At 43.8% G+C, this 16,611-nt stretch carries 18 protein-coding genes; 7 read left to right on the forward strand and 11 right to left on the reverse strand.

All coding sequences use genetic code 11. The annotated features are described in order from the left end of the window. Window positions 1–350 precede the first annotated feature (350 nt). The 3 genes from BUB35_RS14660 to sigG form a co-directional block, all read right to left on the reverse strand. The gene (locus tag BUB35_RS14660) at window positions 351–956 is read right to left on the reverse strand and encodes a DUF5662 family protein (protein ID WP_072852964.1); all 606 of its coding nucleotides are present in this window, start codon (window positions 954–956) and stop codon (window positions 351–353) included. A gap of 67 nt (window positions 957–1,023) precedes the next feature. Next, window positions 1,024–1,566: a hydrolase gene (locus BUB35_RS14665; protein WP_072852966.1), complete on the reverse strand. Its 543-nt coding sequence runs from the start codon at window positions 1,564–1,566 to the stop codon at window positions 1,024–1,026. Window positions 1,567–1,683: 117 nt separating this feature from the next. Next, window positions 1,684–2,460 (reverse strand): RNA polymerase sporulation sigma factor SigG, encoded by a 777-nt coding sequence (gene sigG / locus BUB35_RS14670; protein WP_022254463.1) that lies wholly within the window; start codon window positions 2,458–2,460, stop codon window positions 1,684–1,686. A 157-nt stretch (window positions 2,461–2,617) separates the two neighbouring features. On the opposite strand from sigG, the gene BUB35_RS19105 reads away from it, so the two are divergent. After that, complete coding sequence (locus BUB35_RS19105; RefSeq protein WP_022254464.1) at window positions 2,618–2,785, forward strand: hypothetical protein; 168 nt, start codon at window positions 2,618–2,620, stop codon at window positions 2,783–2,785. 49 nt (window positions 2,786–2,834) lie between these two features. Here the strand turns inward: BUB35_RS19105 and sigE are convergent, their stop codons facing one another. The 5 genes from sigE to BUB35_RS14695 form a co-directional block, all read right to left on the reverse strand. After that, on the reverse strand, window positions 2,835–3,566 hold the full coding sequence (sigE, locus tag BUB35_RS14675) for an RNA polymerase sporulation sigma factor SigE (RefSeq protein WP_072852968.1): 732 nt from the start codon (window positions 3,564–3,566) through the stop codon (window positions 2,835–2,837). Continuing rightward, window positions 3,563–4,426 carry a sigma-E processing peptidase SpoIIGA gene (locus BUB35_RS14680; protein WP_072852970.1) on the reverse strand — a complete coding sequence of 288 codons (864 nt, stop codon included), beginning with the start codon at window positions 4,424–4,426 and terminating at the stop codon, window positions 3,563–3,565. The genes sigE and BUB35_RS14680 overlap by 4 nt, the downstream gene beginning before the upstream one ends. A gap of 108 nt (window positions 4,427–4,534) precedes the next feature. Further along, window positions 4,535–5,323 (reverse strand): nitroreductase family protein, encoded by a 789-nt coding sequence (locus BUB35_RS14685; RefSeq protein WP_072852972.1) that lies wholly within the window; start codon window positions 5,321–5,323, stop codon window positions 4,535–4,537. Between the two features lie 16 nt (window positions 5,324–5,339). After that, window positions 5,340–5,885 carry a putative ABC transporter permease gene (locus tag BUB35_RS14690; protein ID WP_072852973.1) on the reverse strand — a complete coding sequence of 182 codons (546 nt, stop codon included), beginning with the start codon at window positions 5,883–5,885 and terminating at the stop codon, window positions 5,340–5,342. A gap of 168 nt (window positions 5,886–6,053) precedes the next feature. Then, a complete protein-coding gene (locus BUB35_RS14695) occupies window positions 6,054–6,425 on the reverse strand; it encodes a hypothetical protein (RefSeq protein ID WP_072852990.1) in 372 nt (123 codons plus the stop codon). Window positions 6,426–6,562: 137 nt separating this feature from the next. On the opposite strand from BUB35_RS14695, the gene BUB35_RS14700 reads away from it, so the two are divergent. Next, a complete protein-coding gene (locus BUB35_RS14700; RefSeq protein ID WP_072852975.1) occupies window positions 6,563–7,090 on the forward strand; it encodes a hypothetical protein in 528 nt (175 codons plus the stop codon). Window positions 7,091–7,189: 99 nt separating this feature from the next. On the opposite strand, the gene BUB35_RS14705 is transcribed toward BUB35_RS14700, so the two are convergent. From BUB35_RS14705 to BUB35_RS14715, 3 genes are all read right to left on the reverse strand, one after another. Continuing rightward, window positions 7,190–8,044 carry a GDSL-type esterase/lipase family protein gene (locus tag BUB35_RS14705; protein WP_072852977.1) on the reverse strand — a complete coding sequence of 285 codons (855 nt, stop codon included), beginning with the start codon at window positions 8,042–8,044 and terminating at the stop codon, window positions 7,190–7,192. Window positions 8,045–8,055: 11 nt separating this feature from the next. Then, window positions 8,056–9,390: an MBOAT family O-acyltransferase gene (locus BUB35_RS14710; protein WP_072852978.1), complete on the reverse strand. Its 1,335-nt coding sequence runs from the start codon at window positions 9,388–9,390 to the stop codon at window positions 8,056–8,058. Between the two features lie 298 nt (window positions 9,391–9,688). Next, entirely contained in the window at window positions 9,689–10,654 is a 966-nt protein-coding gene (locus BUB35_RS14715; RefSeq protein ID WP_072852980.1) for a LacI family DNA-binding transcriptional regulator, read from the reverse strand. Between the two features lie 294 nt (window positions 10,655–10,948). Here BUB35_RS14715 and BUB35_RS14720 point away from each other — a divergent pair, with 294 nt between their 5' ends. From BUB35_RS14720 to BUB35_RS14740, 5 genes are all read left to right on the forward strand, one after another. After that, window positions 10,949–12,262 carry a Na+/H+ antiporter NhaC family protein gene (locus BUB35_RS14720; protein ID WP_072852982.1) on the forward strand — a complete coding sequence of 438 codons (1,314 nt, stop codon included), beginning with the start codon at window positions 10,949–10,951 and terminating at the stop codon, window positions 12,260–12,262. 139 nt (window positions 12,263–12,401) lie between these two features. Further along, window positions 12,402–12,698, forward strand: a complete 297-nt coding sequence (locus BUB35_RS14725; protein WP_022254475.1) for a thiamine-binding protein — start codon at window positions 12,402–12,404, stop codon at window positions 12,696–12,698. Between the two features lie 10 nt (window positions 12,699–12,708). Continuing rightward, on the forward strand, window positions 12,709–13,344 hold the full coding sequence (locus BUB35_RS14730; RefSeq protein ID WP_072852984.1) for an HAD family hydrolase: 636 nt from the start codon (window positions 12,709–12,711) through the stop codon (window positions 13,342–13,344). Between the two features lie 749 nt (window positions 13,345–14,093). Then, complete coding sequence (locus BUB35_RS14735) at window positions 14,094–15,995, forward strand: OPT family oligopeptide transporter (protein WP_072852986.1); 1,902 nt, start codon at window positions 14,094–14,096, stop codon at window positions 15,993–15,995. 2 nt (window positions 15,996–15,997) lie between these two features. Then, complete coding sequence (locus tag BUB35_RS14740) at window positions 15,998–16,360, forward strand: PqqD family protein (RefSeq protein ID WP_072852988.1); 363 nt, start codon at window positions 15,998–16,000, stop codon at window positions 16,358–16,360. Window positions 16,361–16,611 lie beyond the last annotated feature (251 nt).

Below are 16,611 nucleotides of genomic sequence, written 5' to 3' on the forward strand. Positions count from 1 at the left end.
GCTCCCAGCGCTTAATAATACCGAGACAGTTGATATTAAATCTTCTCATGGTTTCACTGAGACTTAGACCTTCTTCCCGCATCGTTTCTACCACCAGTTGCTTGAATTCTGGTGTATATCGTTTATTTGGTACTCCTTTTGGCATAAAAATCACCCCACTTGTTATTCAGTATATCATACTGTCTAACAAATGGGGTGCAGTTCATAACAAAGGATTTCAGCTTTCTTATTTTAGAAAAATTTATTCGGTACATTTTCTTCTAAAGACAGCCATCGCAATTTCCCTTCAGAAATCAAAAACAAGAAAATGCAATGTTTTCTTAAGGAAAATCAGCTTATATGGAGTCTTTTTATCTTTTCTTTCTGATTTCATTCCGATGCAGAAATTCCCGCAGTCTTTGCTGTCGATCGTGGCGCAGGATTTTTCTTACATAAGCAAATGTTTCATCTTCCCCACGCACTGCCAGCATTTTCAGCAAACGTTCCAGCAGCCGCAAAGAATCTGGATGCATCAGTGTATGCACCCTTCTGCTTTGTTTATGATACAGCCAAGGGCTGGCATCTGTATAGTTTTCTTTCTGATATACCTTGCATGCCGCAATACGGTCCATAAACATTTCCACAACGAAATGTACGGGCATTTTCATACCGCCCAGAATTTCTCCCGGTTTCAAAGTATAGTCAATCCAATATTCAAAGTGGTGCTTATTCCGTCCTTTGTGATGGAGCCAAGAGGAGGAATAGCCCTTTGCTTCACGTTCCGCATTATTGGGGCTGCGGTCTCCCTGAAAATATCTTGCACCCACTAGAAATTCTGTCGGAGAATATTTGGAAAGGTCATGCATCAGTCCCTGCCGGTACAAACCGACACGAAAACAATTCTGCCGAACCAGTTTTCGATGGTATGTAATGGTGCGAAAATGTTCTTTGCCCTTCCAGTTTTTCCAGAAACCCATAAGCCGCCTTCTTTCTGTTTCTCATTGTTGGAAAGGACACCCCCGCAGGAGTGTCCTGAAAATCCTTTTATTTTACCAGTTTGGAAATCACTTTGAAATGAGGGGATTTTGCGCCGCCTGTCAGTTCAAAGAGAACCGCTTCGCAAGTTGTCAGGTATGCGCCTTCTTTTTCCAGACGTTTGATGCCCATTTCTTTGTCGTACAGTTTTCTGGAACCAATGCAGTCTGCAGGAACGAATACGTTCAGACCAGCTTCCATCAGATCCAGTACAGTCTGCAATACACAGATGTGCGCTTCTACGCCGCAAACGATGATGTTTTTCTTGCCCAGCGCTTTTGCCCAGGAAGCAAATTCTTCACATTCACAGCAGGAAAAAGATGTTTTTTCCATATAATTAAAATCAGCAAAAGCTTCTTTTACTGCAGGAACAGTATCGCCCAGACCTTTTGTGTACTGCTGAGTCACAGCCACAGGCACACCAAATTCCTGCAAACCTTTTGCCAGGATTACTGTTTTTTCCACAATGGCTTCATTGTCATGGATGGCAGGAACCAGACGTTCCTGAAAATCGATAAAAAGTGCTGCTGTATCTTCTGCACGCAGTTTCATAAACAAATTCCTCCTTGATTCAAAAATATTTTCGTTTTACTCAAAAATATTTTACTCTAAAAAAGGACGGTTGTCCATAGAAACCACATCCACAAAAAGGAAACCTTTTTCTATAAATCACACATACTTCCGCATCCGCTTCAAAGCAGATTTTTCCAGACGGGAAACCTGGGCCTGACTGATGCCAATTTCACTACTGACTTCCGTTTGTGTTTTCCCTTCAAAAAACCGCAGTGCAACGATTTTCTTTTCCCTCTCTGATAAATGATGCATGGCTTCCTGCAAAGAAAGGTTTTCCAGCCAAAGCTTATCACCGTTTTTGTCGTCACTGACCTGATCCATCACAAAGAGCGTATCTCCGCCGTCATGGTATACTGGTTCAAAAAGAGAAACCGGGTCCTGTATGGCATCCAATGCCTGCACCACGCTTTCTTTGGGCAATCCCATTTCTTTGGCAATTTCATCCACAGAAGGTTCTTTGGATTTCTCTGCTGTGAGCCGTTCCCGCACCTGCAAGGCACGATATGCCGTATCCCGCAGGGAACGGGAAACCCGAATGGTATTATTATCTCGCAGATACCGCCGCACTTCCCCACTAATCATAGGACAAAGATAACTGGAAGGCATAACGTCTAAATCTGGATTGAAATTTTCAATGGCTTTCAAAAGCCCCACGACGCCTACCTGAAACAAATCGTCCATATCTTCATTGCGGTTCTCAAACCGCTTAATCACACTCAAAACAAGACGCAAATTCCCCTCTATGAGCAATTCTCTGGCGCTTTCGTCACCGTCATGATACCGACGGAACAGTTCCTTTGCCTGCAATGCACTCAACACTGGCAATTGCGCTGTATTCACGCCACTAATCTCTACTTTTTTATAATATCCCATTGCCTACACCCCCGCTCGAATTCTTTCGAAATTCTATGAAAGAATTTTCCCTGCGGGCAGGCAAAATATACCTCGCAAAAACTGCCATATTCTTCTATGGAAACAGGAGCATACTTTTTTAGAAAAAGGATATGCTGTTGAAAAAGGAGTTGATTTCATGCGCAGCAAAGAACAGACGGAAGCCATCACCAACTTACAGGAATGTCGAGACAGCACCAGACGCATTTCCTTTCAGAGCCATGGACAGCCGATGCAGGCATTTGAAAACGGCTGTGGCAGAACGAAAAATACGGACTTTGAACCCCTTCATTATCTGGACACATGAAAAATCCCCCGTGCATGGCACAGGGGTTCTCACCTTCTTTCTCTCTCCATTACATCAATTTATTCATTTCTTTTTTCAGCCGCCCCATAATTTTCTTTTCCAGACGGGAAATATAGGATTGGGAGATACCTAAAATATCTGCCACCTCCTTTTGGGTGCGTTCTGTGGTTTCCGGCAAAATTCCAAAACGCATCTGGACGATCTGCCGCTCTCTGCCGGAAAGCTTCTCCATGGCTTGGTGGAGCAGGTCTTTGTTGACCTCGTCTTCGATGCTCTTGTAAATGGCATCACTTTCCGTTCCCAAAATATCAGAAAGCAGCAGCTCGTTTCCCTCCCAATCCACATTGAGTGGCTCATCTATGGAAACCTCTGCCCGGGTTTTGCTATTCCGGCGCAGATACATGAGAATTTCATTTTCAATACATCTTGAAGCATAGGTTGCCAACTTGATGTTCTTATCTGTTTTAAACGTATTGATGGCTTTGATAAGTCCAATGGTACCAATGGAAATCAAATCTTCCACATTGATACCTGTATTTTCAAATTTTCTGGCAATATATACCACCAGACGCAGATTTCGCTCGATGAGTACGGATTTCACCTGCAAATCATCCTCGCCGCCTAGCTGCTCCAACAGCAAAGCCTCTTCATCCGGCTTCAGCGGCGGCGGAAATACATCACTTCCTCCAATATAAAAAATCCCTGTGGCTTTCTGCCACTTCTTCAACCAGCTTTCCAGACGATATTTCCAGAAAAACAGTTGATACTTCCATGCTTTCATATGCCTTCCTCCTCCAACAAAACAGGCGGAACCAGTGCAGCTGACCCACCTGTAAAACGATCCATATAAATGCCAATGGGCATCTGTTCATATTTCCTGCGGATTTTGCCCTGTGTTATAGTTAAATGTTCTGCCGTAAACAAAGTCAGCATACCGGATGATGTTCCTACGGCAGCAAAAGGTATTTGAGAGAAAAATGCCGCATCTTTTTCTGGCAGAGATTTTCCCAAAAGCAGACAAAGGGCACTTTCCTTAGGCAGCAGAGGTACACATCTGGCAAGTTCCAAAACCACCACGGGTTTTCCCCTTTCTGTGCGCAGTTCATTGCCCGTATCCAGAAAACCTGTGCAATTCACTGTTTTTCCGCCGGATTCCACGGTTATCCTACAATACTGTCCTCTGTTTTTACCATGACATTCCAGCCATCTTCCTCCTGCTTTCAGGAGTATGTAAAACAGCAGACAGCCCCAAAGCAAACGCTGCCATGGCATCATGGAAACGGAAATGGTCAGCCCTTTCCCCAGAAATCGCTGGGCATCCGTAAAAGCAAAAAGCATCTCCAGAAAACCACCCAACAGAAAAGAAGCTATCCCCAACGCTGCCAGAAGCTGGAAGAATCCTGAGAAGCTTTTGGGGAAATACGTAATTTCCAGCCCCAGAAGCATCATGACAGCAGACAGCACAAATCCCGTTTTTATACCAAATACCAACAAAAGGCAAAAAAACAGTGATGGAACAAATCCGCCTAAAATGAGCTGCCACCAACGGCATTTTCTGGACAAAAGCCTTCCGGCAGTCCATAGTGTCAGGCAGGAACAGATGCCATTGACGAAAAACACCACATCTATGTAAAGTTCCACATTGTTCCCTCCTGCCCCTATTATAAAAAAATAGACAGGCAAAACTTGTCGCATCGGCTGAATGGCATAAAAAAAAGACTGTCAAAATACGACAGTCTTTTTGATTTCTTATTTCCATGTAACGTTTGCTTTTTTCCGTGGAACCGTACGGCGATATTTCACAGCAGGATATCCCATGAGCATACAAACGGCTACTTGTTCTCCTGTGATACCAAGGAGTTCCTGTACTTCCGGGCTGTAGAAAATTCCTCTCTGGATAAAGCCACTATACAAGGAGCCCAACCCTTCTGCTTCTGCCATCAATTCCATACTTCTGGCAGCCAGTGGAGCATTCCAAGGTCCTTCACATGTCAATACCACCAGTACAGGGGCACCAAAAAACAGCGCATCCTGTGTTTTATCCGCTTTTCTGCGGTCAATAAACCGCTGGAGCATGCCACGGTAATGAGGAATTTCGCCTGCTTCCAGCATCCGTTCCAAACCTTCCCAGATCAGATCTTTTACCTGTTCCATCTGTTCCTGCACTACGACAAAATGTACATTCTGTCCGTTGCTGGCTGTTGGGGTATAGCGTCCCGCTTCCACAACACGTTCCAGTTTTTCCTGTTCCACAGCTTTTGGCTGATACTGTCTTGTGGAACGACGGAATTTCAGGAAGTTCAGGAAATTTTCCGCAGGTACTTTGAATGTTTCCGCATCGTAAGGCATCACATCTGCCATGTCATAAGCGCCATCCATGGTAACTGCTCCCACAGGACAGACTGCCACACAATGCCCACATTCCATACATTTCATTTTCACTTTTGCCTTGCCATCTTCCACACGAATGGCACTAGCCAGACAATCTTTTTCACACATACCGCAGCCGATACATGTTTCTGTATTCACACGAATCATATCTTACACCTCTTTATTACACTGTCAAAAATATATGATAGAAAAAATCCACACAAATCAATACAAACAGGCTCCCTGACAACAGACTTCTCGTTTTTACTGTCAAAGCGCCATTGGCTTTTTCCAGCAGCGGCTGTACACAATAGAGGAAAAACATGCCACCAATGCCAAAGCGAATGCTTGGATTGAGGGCAATTCTGCCTTGAAAATTCCATGCAAAGCGCTCATAATCCCAAAGCCATCCCCCTGTAGTCCATTCCATGATGTAACTGGTCAAAAGTTCCAACCCCGTTGTCAAAGCCACAATACCCAAAAACACCAGTATGGGTGTGACATTGATTTTTCCAATGGCAATCCGTTTCTTTTTCAAGGGCTGTAACACCAGCAAAATAATGACAGCACCAAAACCATAAACCGGCAAATATGGTCCAAATAAAAAACCCCTGTTTGAAAATCCCCAGCGGTATACCACCACTTCTAAAAAAACTTCGTAAATCCAGCCAATGACAGCATAAGCCATAAAATACAAAAACAAAGCCTGTCCCTTTTTGAATGCCCCCATTTGCGCCTCCTTTTACCTAATATATTTCTATTGCAGACTTATTTTAACATAAATCCTACAAAAATACCAGAAATTTCATAGGATATAAAAACCCCTTAAGAAATGGAGGTTTGCACACATTTCTTAAGGAGCAAATTTACTTTATCCTATATTGAATGGAAGCGTCCGTTAAGCATCCACGCCGGGAACCATAGGGTCAGGAACAACCGGTTCTGTTACAGGCGGAATACCAGCGCAGTCTGTGCAGACATCCTCGGCTGTTGCGCCTTTGCAGTTTACATAGCTTTCGCCAACCGTTGCCACAGCGCCAAAGGCTACAGGTACTGCCACACAAATATTCTGGGAAATGGTGAAAGAACAAGTACCGTTTTTCACACCTTCACAAGTATCTCTGCCGGATACGACTACCGGATCGCCACAGCATTTTGTAACTGTTTTCCCAGCCTCTGCAAAAGGTGTTACTGTAACGGGTACACATACGGAAGCCGCCTGATACCCCACTGCGGGACAAGTCTGATTTTCCATTGCATTGATTTCCATTGAAAAGCAGTCCTTTAATTTTTTTATATTGACAAGATATGCCTCTGTTTCTTTTTGGTGACTGTAAGGCAAAAACTTTTTCACAGTCCTCCAATCCACTCATACTATAAACCAACAAAAGAAAATCAGGTGATTCTATGAAGAAAAAGTGTCTTGCCCAGCGGCTCCGTCATTCTCCGCGGCATATGCGTCATTCTCTGCGGCATATGCGTCTTTCAGACCGCTGTCTTTGCCTGTTTTTGCTGTTTTTATTATTACAATCAGCTTGGCATATTTTTTTGCCGCCTGATCTCACAAAGGAATTTGATGCTATGGATGCCATGATCCGCAGTTCCGCTGCCACCATATTTGGTTATTTCATCAGCAATGCTTTTGGGAGCATGCCAGAGAAAAGCGAAAATGAAATTCCTCTGGAAAGCCGCGAAAAAATCCCCGCAGAATCCCCCTCTGAGGAAGCTCCTCTGCCATCTGGCACAAACTGCCGTATCCGACAGCAAATCCTCATCGTTGCTGGCGTAGGTTTTTTCTCACTGGTCATCCTCACCTTTGTCCGCATGTGTACTTCTCCATCTCAAGATGCCATTGCTTCCCTTTCTCAATTTCAGGATTTTTTGGTTGGCAGTATTGGTTTTTTGGTTGGACATGCAAAATATGAACGGGCGTAATACAAAAAGCTGCTTTTCCTTAAGCAAACATTCTGTGATAATAAGAAAGCTGAAATCTATCGCATAGACTTCAGCTTTCTTGATTATCTTATGAAAATTTCAGCTCTCCGGCGGTGTTGTAACAATCCCGTGCTCCATCAGGAAGGTTACCCACTGATCATAGCAGGCTGCCTTCAAATGGGCACTGTCAAAGGTATATTCTGTGGAAAGATTTCCTTTGCCATCGGAATATACCGTATTGACGTCAATATAGAATGTACGCCGTTGATCTGCCAATTTGGAAATATCCATATTACGCAGCTGGATATTCAGATTGTTGATATACTCATCTTCTGCAGAACGTTCTTCTGTTACATACAAGATACCCTGAATGAAGATGATGGCATTGGGCTGCAATTCTTTGATATGTTCCACCGCAGCCGAATATGTTTCCAAAAACTTTTCTCTGGTACCGGTACCCAGTTCATTGATACCGACCATCAGATAAATCTTACCAAACTGTTTTTCACGCAAAGCCTGTTCCAGTGTTCCCATACTGCCGTCTGCCAATGGCGCAATGGGTTCATCAAACAGCGAATAAATGGTCAGCCCAACTTCCGCATAGTATGTTGCGTTATCCAAACCGGAATATTCTGACATACCTACCATACGGGAATCGCCAATAAACAGCGCATCGTCAAAATAAGACTGATCTACAGTTTCAAATTCGCGAACAGGCCATTCTTCCGCTTCTGTTTCCTGTTCCTGCCCAACAATAACATTCCAAGCAGATTCTGTTTTGCCGCTATTCTGCATGCGGTTTTTCAAATCCATACAAGCATAGGCAACGCCGGGATGAAATTTTCCGTCATTCATTTCAACCGCTCCCTGGACACGCACATACTGCCCATAGCCTTCTGCCGCGACAACAGACAAAACCAGCAGCAACAGCAGCGGATATTTGAATTTTCTCATTGTGCATCACCTCAAAACGAAAAATACATAAAGGGGTTATTCAATCCCATGGCAAGCTGATAAACAGACATCCAGAAAATCACCAGCAACGCCAGAATCCCCAAACCACGGCGGTAATTCCGCTTCAGCCACTTTTCTCCAAAGGGGAAAGCAAAGAAGATACCTGCCACCAGGAAAGGCCAATACATACTGCCGTATTTCAGATAATCTCCTGCTGACACATTGATGCCTTCATAAGGCACAATGGGACCAAATAGCCGCAGGAAACACCATACGATATCTGATAATTCCGGCAATGCAAAAAATACCCAGGACAATGGAATCACCAACAATACATAGATATGCGCCAGCCATGGCTTGTTTTCCAAAAATTTACGCAGCCAGATTTTTTCCATAGCAATCCAGAAGAACAGGAACATCCCCCACATCAAGAAGTTTACACCAAAGCCATGCCACAATCCGGTCAAAAGCCATACGGCGAACAGATTGATGATGGTTCTGCCAGTTCCCTTTCGGCTGCCGCCCAGAGGGATATAAACATAATCCCGGAACCACGCACCAAGGGTAATATGCCAACGGCGATAGAATTCAGATACGGATTTGGACAAATAGGGGCTGTCAAAGTTGTTTGGCATGGTGTAGCCCAACATCTTCGCAATACCGATTGCCATCAGGGAATACCCCTGAAAATCGAAATACAGCTGCAAACTGTAGCCAATGACACCCATCCACGCCAGCTGTGTGGAAACACTGGGAAGCCCAATGGTCTGAATTTCTCGCCAAAGTCCTGCCAGCTGATTGGCAAGAAGCACTTTGTAGCCCAGACCAATGATAAAACATGCGGCACCATATTCGATGTTCACACCATTACGGGTAGGTTTTTCCCCCATGAGCCGCACTTTTCTTGTTTCCATCTGCTCCAGACGGGCAATAGGACCAGAAAGGAGTTTCGGGAAAAACAGAATATAAGATACCAAATCCAGCAAACTTTTTTCTGTGGGTTTGCGATACGTATCCACAAGCAGTGCCAGAATGGTAAAGATTACGAAGCTGACACCGGGCATCAGCTGATCTGATGCTTTATTCCAAACCAAAAACGCTGTAAATGCCAAAACAGATATAATCAAAGCCGGCTTACCTTTTTTCCGCACCCAAAACGCAGCTGCAACGGCACATACAGTCAATCCCAGCAGATATGGCAGCCAAGACAGGCATGACACGCCATAAAAGAAAATACTGCCTACGATAATGGCAGCTTTTTTCCCCTGGGCTGAAGGTATCAAATAATATATCAATACAAATACAGGCAAAAACCATATGATAAACGGAATACTTCCAAAATCCAATGCACTGTTCCTCCTATTTCTTACTCTCTATATAGACAAAATTAACGCAAAAAAAGTTGCATTTTGTCGAAATTGTTTCCAAAAAAATCCGACGCCTGCCAGCGGCAGACATCGGAGCCCCTTTGGTTGACAGAATATCGACCTATATTATACGGCACAACGTACCCAGAAACAAGCCCTCAAGACAGTTTCCTCCTTTTTTTCCATTTTACACAAAATAGGGAAAAAGTTTGGTGATACGTCTGTCTTTTTTTCTTATGAAACTGTAAAAAAATAGAAATTATGTCACTTTTTCTCCTCAAATTGTTGCCCTGTCCGTATAACTAAAAGGCAGCACGATTTTCTTTCCCTTTGACCCTAAAGCATACTGCTGTTCCAGACAGGAAAGCAAAATCGCAACATACTGACAAATGTCAAAGTCAATGGTGGAAAACAGCGGTTCTGTTCCCGGATTGGTAAAGAAACAATTCAGTGTTAGAATACCTGCTTCTTCCGGCACTTTCTTTCCGCTTCCCCAGATAGCCGCTGCAATGCTCATTGCCGTGCGCTCGTCTACAGCAAAAATAGCTGTCCGCTGTTCTTCTGCTTTGAGATACTCCTGTAAATTTTCCTGCATTTCCATTCGGTTATTGCAGGTCAGGAATTTCTCTGTAAAACCACGCTTTTCCGCCATATACTTCCAGTAGTGATATACCATGCCTTCTTTTGCTTTCGCTTCATTTTCCGCAATGCCCGCATAGATCACACGACTATATTCCCGTTCCACAAACTTTGTCTGAATCATATCCACAGCCATGCGATAATCCGGTGAGATGCTGGTATATTCCGCCAAATCTGGTGAATCTCCTAGAAAAATCACATTGCTGTTACATTCAGAAAGCTGCTTTGCGCTTTGCGTATCAAACTGTCCAATGGCTGCAATCCCTGTCAAATGCGGCATAGGTTCCAGCTTTTTATTCTGCTCTAAAGAAATATTGAACAACCGGATTTTTCTTTGCCTGCACAACTCTTCCAAATATGTTTTCGCCTGCATTGCCATATAAAAAGCCGGTATAGACAGCCCTGCCGTTTCATAGGCAATGCCGATGACCTGCTCTTTCTGCTCCTGCTGACGTTCCTTACGATATCCCAACGCTTCTGCTGTTTCCAAAATACGGCGACGTGTTTCCTCTGTCACATGCATGTCCGGTTTTTCATTCAGCACACGCGATACTGTGGATAAAGCAACATTCGTCTGATCTGCGATATCTTTTAATGTTGCCATACAATCCCCCCTTTTTAGGCAAAAAGAATGCATATTCCTTCTTTTTACCCTATTATATCTGTTATTTTCTATTTCTCCTATACCTATTTTGTAGAATATTTTCTATTTTTATGGATTTTTGTAAGAACACAAAAAAATTTGCTTTTTTTCTCACATGTTTTTTCCGTATTTTCGTCAAAATTATTTTTATAGTTCAAACAAAACTTATATTTTTGCATCTATCTTGTATTATAACGAATGCTGTTGTATGATTACAGTAAGGTAAAAAAATAAAAAAAGAAAGTAGGTCTCAGTATGAAAAAAGGCAACCCTTTCGCACTGATTCCCATTGTGGTGTTCCTTGTGCTGTTCATCGCAGTGGGTATCATCGACAACTCTTATGGCGGCATGTTCGGCGATTCTCTGCCTGCCATTGTGGGCTTCGTCATTGCACTCGTTGTGGCTTTTCTCCAGAATCCAAAAGGACAGAAACTCTCCTTTGAAGAAAAGCTGAACAACATGGCCCGTGGTGCCGGTGACGAAAACATCATGATCATGTGTCTGGTATTTATTCTGGCAGGCGCATTCTCCGCTTCTGTAAAAGCGGCTGGCGGTGTAGATTCCACCGTAAACTTTGGCTTATCCATCATGCCCGGCAGCGTTGCCGTGGTCGGGGTCTTTGTGGTAGGCTGCTTCATCTCCACTTCCATGGGTACATCCGTTGGTACCATTGTTGCACTGGCACCCATTGCCATCGGTATCAGTGAAAAAACTGGTATTGCAATGCCGCTGTGTATCGGCGCTGCTGTCTGTGGTGCCATGTTCGGGGATAACCTGTCCATGATTTCTGACACAACCATTGCTGCTACCAGAACACAGGGATGCGATATGAAAGACAAATTCCGTGAAAACTTCAAAATCGCATTGCCCGCAGCAATCCTGACAGCTATTTTACTCTTCCTGCGCACCAAAGGCAATGATTATGTCATGGAAGAAGCACTGGAATACAACTTCATCCGTATCGTGCCTTATCTGGTGGTACTCATCGGTGCACTGGCTGGTCTGAACGTATTTATGCTGCTGGTAGGCGGCACATTTCTTTCTCTGTGCATCGGTATCGCTTACGGCGACTTCACTCTCATTGAAAGCTTCGGCATCATGGGCGAAGGTATCATGGGTATGTACGATATTACCGTTATTTCCATCATCGTTGCCGGTCTGGTTTCTCTGGTACGTCAAAATGGCGGTATCGACTGGCTTCTGTACATTATCCGCCGCTGCATCCGTGGTCCCAAAGGCGCACAGATCGGGATTGCCGCTCTGTCCTCCGTTGTAGACTGCTCCACAGCAAACAATACTGTTGCCATCGTTATTGCAGGTCCCATTGCTAAGGAAATCGCTAGCGATTACGACATTTCTCCTAAGAGAACCGCATCCCTGCTGGATATTTTCACATCCGTTTTCCAGGGGCTGATTCCTTACGGTGCACAGATGCTGTATGCTTCTGCCGCAACAGCCACCGCAGCAGTCAGCGTATCTTCCGTAGAAATCGTACCTTTCTGCTATTACCCCATCCTGCTGGGTATCTGTGCACTTGTATTTATCATTTTTGAAAAGAAAAAATCCTGATTTCTTTCGTCCTTACCCATCTGGGTAAGGACTTTTTTCTACTCAAAAACCATCAAAAACTGTGTCTTTTGCCCCTTCTGCTGCCCTTGCCTTTTTTTCCAAAAAGTGCTAAACTGACGGAAAAAGGAGGTTTTGAAAAATGTATACAACAAGTATTGCAGTTCAGGTACTGCCTGACGTTACAGAAACAGAAAAGGTTCTTGCCATTGTAGATAAAGTCATTGCCTACATTGACAGCACAGGTTATCACTATGTGGTTGGTCCTTTTGAAACCACCATCGAAGGCGATCTGGAAGGTCTGATGGCGATCGCAAAACGCTGTCAGGAAATCCCCATCGAAGAAGGCGCACCTTCCACAAAAACATATATCAAAGTATTCCACAACCCTACTGGCGTACTGACCATCAACGAAAAAATCGACAAATTCAATAAATAAGGATACGCATATGACAAAACATATTATTTTCGATCTGGACGGCACACTCATTGATTCCATGCCTGTCTGGAGAAACACAGGAAAACGCTATCTGGAAAGCCACAACATTCCCATTCCCCCCAATCTGCTTTCTGTGATGAAAAAACAGACATTGCCACAGACGGCAGAATTTTTCCGTCAGGAATTGGGGGCAACACAGACTGTACGGGAAATCTGTGACGAAGTCATTTCTTATGTTGCAGACCAGTATGCAAATTCCATTCCACTGAAGCCTTTTGTAAAAGAATTTCTGGAACAGGAAAAAAGCAAAGGCACAAAGATGTGTATTCTGACTGCTTCCGAAGCGGATTATATCCATCTTGCGCTGAATCGTCTGGAACTGCTGCCCTATTTTGAATTTGTGGCAACATGTACCGAAGTAGGCGCATCCAAAGATAGCCCCAAAGTGTTCCAAATGATGATGGAACGGTTGGGCGGTACTTTAGAAGATACCATTGTCTTTGAAGATGCTTACTACGCAATCAAAAGCGCAAAAGACGGCGGTTTTACTGTCTATGCCATTGCAGACCCTACCTCTGACAGTGAAAAACAAGCCATTTCCAGCACTGCAGATCGGTATATCCAGAGCTACGAAGAATTGCTCTAAACTTACACAAAATCAAAAGCAGTACATCATTTAAAACTGCTACACAAAGAAATTTAGCCGGAATCTTTAAAACATGAAGGATTCCGGCTATTTTATTTTCATCAGAATTGTTCTACATCCCCCCATATTGTTTTTATTTTGTAATCAGGAAAAAGACTATATGCTTAGAGGCATCTTCATACAAAAACAAAGAAAGCCAAAAGCCTTATTATGACAAAGGATTTTGGCTTTCTTAATTATAAAAAGGTCGTCGGAATTTCTCTTAAGAAATCAAGGAAATAGAAAATCAATGTCTTCTTAAAGGAAAGTTGTTTTGCGAACCTATTTTGTGTATGCTTATTTGTCGGTCATTTGTCAGATATATCGGTATACATTTTCTTACGCTTTCTAGAAAATTACTACACAAAAAGTGTAATTTCATTTTTAATTTTCAATTTATTTCATCTTTCGCAAAGATTGTCTTTTTATGTAACCATACATTTTTATATTCACGCCATGTAATTAGCCACTTTTTAAAGCTTTATATCCGCAAACCATTGATTTTCCGTCTTTCTTATCATACAAGGTATTTAAAAATGTACAATTTAGATAAAAAATTTCAAAAATCTTACTGTAAATAAATGGAAATAACGATAATTTCACGAAAAAACATATGAAAATATGCATAAAACACTTGTCGTACATATCGTTTTATACTATACTGATACATGTTGGTCAATCAAAAAGAATTATAAAGAAGGAAGAGAAACATGAGCGAAAACAAAGATTTCAAACCGTACATTCCGGCGGAGAAAGTAACCCCGGAAATCACAGTGACATCTGTTATCGTCGGTGTCCTGTTAGCGATTATCTTTGGTGCAGCAAATGCATACTTAGGTCTTCGTGTTGGTCTGACAGTATCTGCTTCCATTCCTGCGGCAGTTATTTCCATGGCAATTATCCGTATCGTCATGAAGAAAAACTCCATTCTGGAAAGCAATATCGTACAGACAATCGGCTCTGCCGGTGAATCCCTGGCAGCCGGTGCAATTTTCACTCTGCCTGCTCTGTTCCTGTGGGCAGCGGAAGGTAAAGGGGAAAACCCTGGTCTTCTGGAAATCACAGTCATCGCACTTTGCGGTGGTATCCTGGGCGTTATGTTCATGGTACCCCTGCGTAACGCGCTGATTGTAAAGGAACATGCAACTCTGCCCTACCCCGAAGGTACAGCATGTGCAGACGTACTGCTGGCTGGTGAAGAAGGCGGTTCCAACGCTTCCACCGTATTCAAAGGCATGGGCTTTGCAGCTATCTTCAAATTCATTGTAGATGGCTTGAAACTGGTTCCCAGTGAAATCAACTACACATTCAAAAGTCTGGGCGGTCAGATTGGTACCCAGATTTACCCTGCGCTGATTGGTGTTGGTTACATTGTAGGCCCCAGAATTTCCTCCTACATGTTCGTAGGTGGTCTGTTCGGCTGGTGTGTACTGATTCCTATTATTCTGCTGTTCGGCAGCGACATTGTTATGTATCCCGGTACCACAACCATCGCGCAGATTTTTGCAGAAAGCGGTCCCAGCGGCATTTGGGGCAGCTATGTTCGTTACATCGGTGCAGGTGCCATAGCTACTGGTGGTCTGATCAGCCTGATCAAATCTTTCCCTCTGATCTGCCGCACTTTCGCGCAGGCAATGAAGGGTCTGAAAAACAGCGGCGCACACGGCACAGCTCGTACAGATCAGGATCTGCCTATGAACGTCATCCTTATCAGTATCGCTGCAGTTGCACTGGTTATCTGGCTGTTCCCTGCAATCCCTGTTAACCTGGCAGGCGCAATCATGATTGTTGTATTCGGTTTCTTCTTTGCAACCGTTTCCGCACGTATGGTTGGTCTGGTAGGCAGCTCCAACAACCCTGTTTCCGGTATGGCAATCGCAACACTGCTGATTGCAACACTGCTGCTCAAATCCATGGGCATGACAGGTATCGAAGGTATGACAGGTGCCATTGCCATCGGTTCCGTTATCTGTGTTATCGCAGCTCTGGCTGGTGACACTTCTCAGGACTTGAAAACAGGTTACCTGCTGGGCGCAACACCTAAAAAACAGCAGATCGGTGAATTGATCGGTATCCTTGCTTCTTCCCTGGCTATCGGCGGCGTTCTGTACCTGCTGCACAAAGCATGGGGCTATGGCACAGCGGAAATCCCTGCGCCTCAGGCAACACTGATGAAAATGATCGTAGAAGGTATCATGGGCGGCGACCTGCCCTGGTCTCTGGTATTCATCGGCGTATTCATTGCCATCGGCATTGAAATCGTTGGTGTACCTGTAATGCCTTTTGCTGTTGGTCTGTATCTTCCCGTTCAGCTGAATGCATGTATCATGATTGGCGGTATCATCAATCTGCTGATGAACAGAAGAAAGAACGTAGACCAGAAAACAAAAGACGCACAGCTCAACGACGGTACTCTGTACTGCGCTGGTATGATCGCCGGCGAAGGTCTGGTTGGTATCGCACTGGCAATTCTGGCAGTATTCACAATCGATCCTTCCAATCTCCTGAACGGCTTCAGCCTGGGCGTCATCGGCAGCATCGTTGTACTGGCTCTGATCATTCTGACACTGTTGAAATCCTCCCTTTGGGGTAAAAACAGGGTGAAGAAATAAGCATGAAAAAGAAAAAAGAAACACCACAAATCAATTATCTGGATATGATTCCATCCCATAACATCGAGAATTGGCAAACAGCAGAGGATGGTGTCGTAACCCTGATGGTAGAAAACAGCGGACTGTTCAACAGCATTGCACAGAAGGTATTCAAAAAACCGAAATACACACAGGTTCATTTGGATACCATGGGCAGTTTTCTCTGGCCTCGTATGGATGGACAGAAAAGCGTTGCGGATCTGGCACTGGAAGTAAAGGCAGAATTCGGAAAAGAGGCAGAACCCCTCTACCCCCGTATTGCCAAGTATTTTCAGATTTTAGAAAGTTATCACTTTGTAAAATTGGCTCCAAAGAGCAACCCTTGATTTCTACCTGATTGTTTCATAAAAAACAAATATAGCCGGAATCCTTAAAGTGAACTGCACCCCATTTGTTAGACAGTATGATATACTGAATAACAAGTGGGGTGATTTTTATGCCAAAAGGAGTACCAAATAAACGATATACACAAGAATTCAAGCAACTGGTGGTAGAAACGATGCGGGAAGAAGGTCTAAGTCTCAGTGAAACCATGAGAAGATTTAATATCAACTGTCTCGGTATTATTAAGCGCTGG

The organism is Anaerotignum lactatifermentans DSM 14214, from assembly GCF_900142265.1.
GTDB lineage: Bacteria > Bacillota > Clostridia > Lachnospirales > Anaerotignaceae > Anaerotignum > Anaerotignum lactatifermentans.

Coding starts and splice junctions, on each gene's coding strand:
- BUB35_RS14660 (WP_072852964.1), bottom strand. CDS start 956: ATGGGTTTCTGGAAAAACTGGAAGGGCAAAGAACATTTTCGCACCATT.
- BUB35_RS14665 (WP_072852966.1), bottom strand. CDS start 1,566: ATGAAACTGCGTGCAGAAGATACAGCAGCACTTTTTATCGATTTTCAG.
- sigG (WP_022254463.1), bottom strand. CDS start 2,460: ATGGGATATTATAAAAAAGTAGAGATTAGTGGCGTGAATACAGCGCAA.
- BUB35_RS19105 (WP_022254464.1), top strand. CDS start 2,618: ATGCGCAGCAAAGAACAGACGGAAGCCATCACCAACTTACAGGAATGT.
- sigE (WP_072852968.1), bottom strand. CDS start 3,566: ATGAAAGCATGGAAGTATCAACTGTTTTTCTGGAAATATCGTCTGGAA.
- BUB35_RS14685 (WP_072852972.1), bottom strand. CDS start 5,323: ATGATTCGTGTGAATACAGAAACATGTATCGGCTGCGGTATGTGTGAA.
- BUB35_RS14690 (WP_072852973.1), bottom strand. CDS start 5,885: ATGGGGGCATTCAAAAAGGGACAGGCTTTGTTTTTGTATTTTATGGCT.
- BUB35_RS14695 (WP_072852990.1), bottom strand. CDS start 6,425: ATGGAAATCAATGCAATGGAAAATCAGACTTGTCCCGCAGTGGGGTAT.
- BUB35_RS14700 (WP_072852975.1), top strand. CDS start 6,563: ATGAAGAAAAAGTGTCTTGCCCAGCGGCTCCGTCATTCTCCGCGGCAT.
- BUB35_RS14705 (WP_072852977.1), bottom strand. CDS start 8,044: ATGAGAAAATTCAAATATCCGCTGCTGTTGCTGCTGGTTTTGTCTGTT.
- BUB35_RS14715 (WP_072852980.1), bottom strand. CDS start 10,654: ATGGCAACATTAAAAGATATCGCAGATCAGACGAATGTTGCTTTATCC.
- BUB35_RS14720 (WP_072852982.1), top strand. CDS start 10,949: ATGAAAAAAGGCAACCCTTTCGCACTGATTCCCATTGTGGTGTTCCTT.
- BUB35_RS14725 (WP_022254475.1), top strand. CDS start 12,402: ATGTATACAACAAGTATTGCAGTTCAGGTACTGCCTGACGTTACAGAA.
- BUB35_RS14730 (WP_072852984.1), top strand. CDS start 12,709: ATGACAAAACATATTATTTTCGATCTGGACGGCACACTCATTGATTCC.
- BUB35_RS14735 (WP_072852986.1), top strand. CDS start 14,094: ATGAGCGAAAACAAAGATTTCAAACCGTACATTCCGGCGGAGAAAGTA.
- BUB35_RS14740 (WP_072852988.1), top strand. CDS start 15,998: ATGAAAAAGAAAAAAGAAACACCACAAATCAATTATCTGGATATGATT.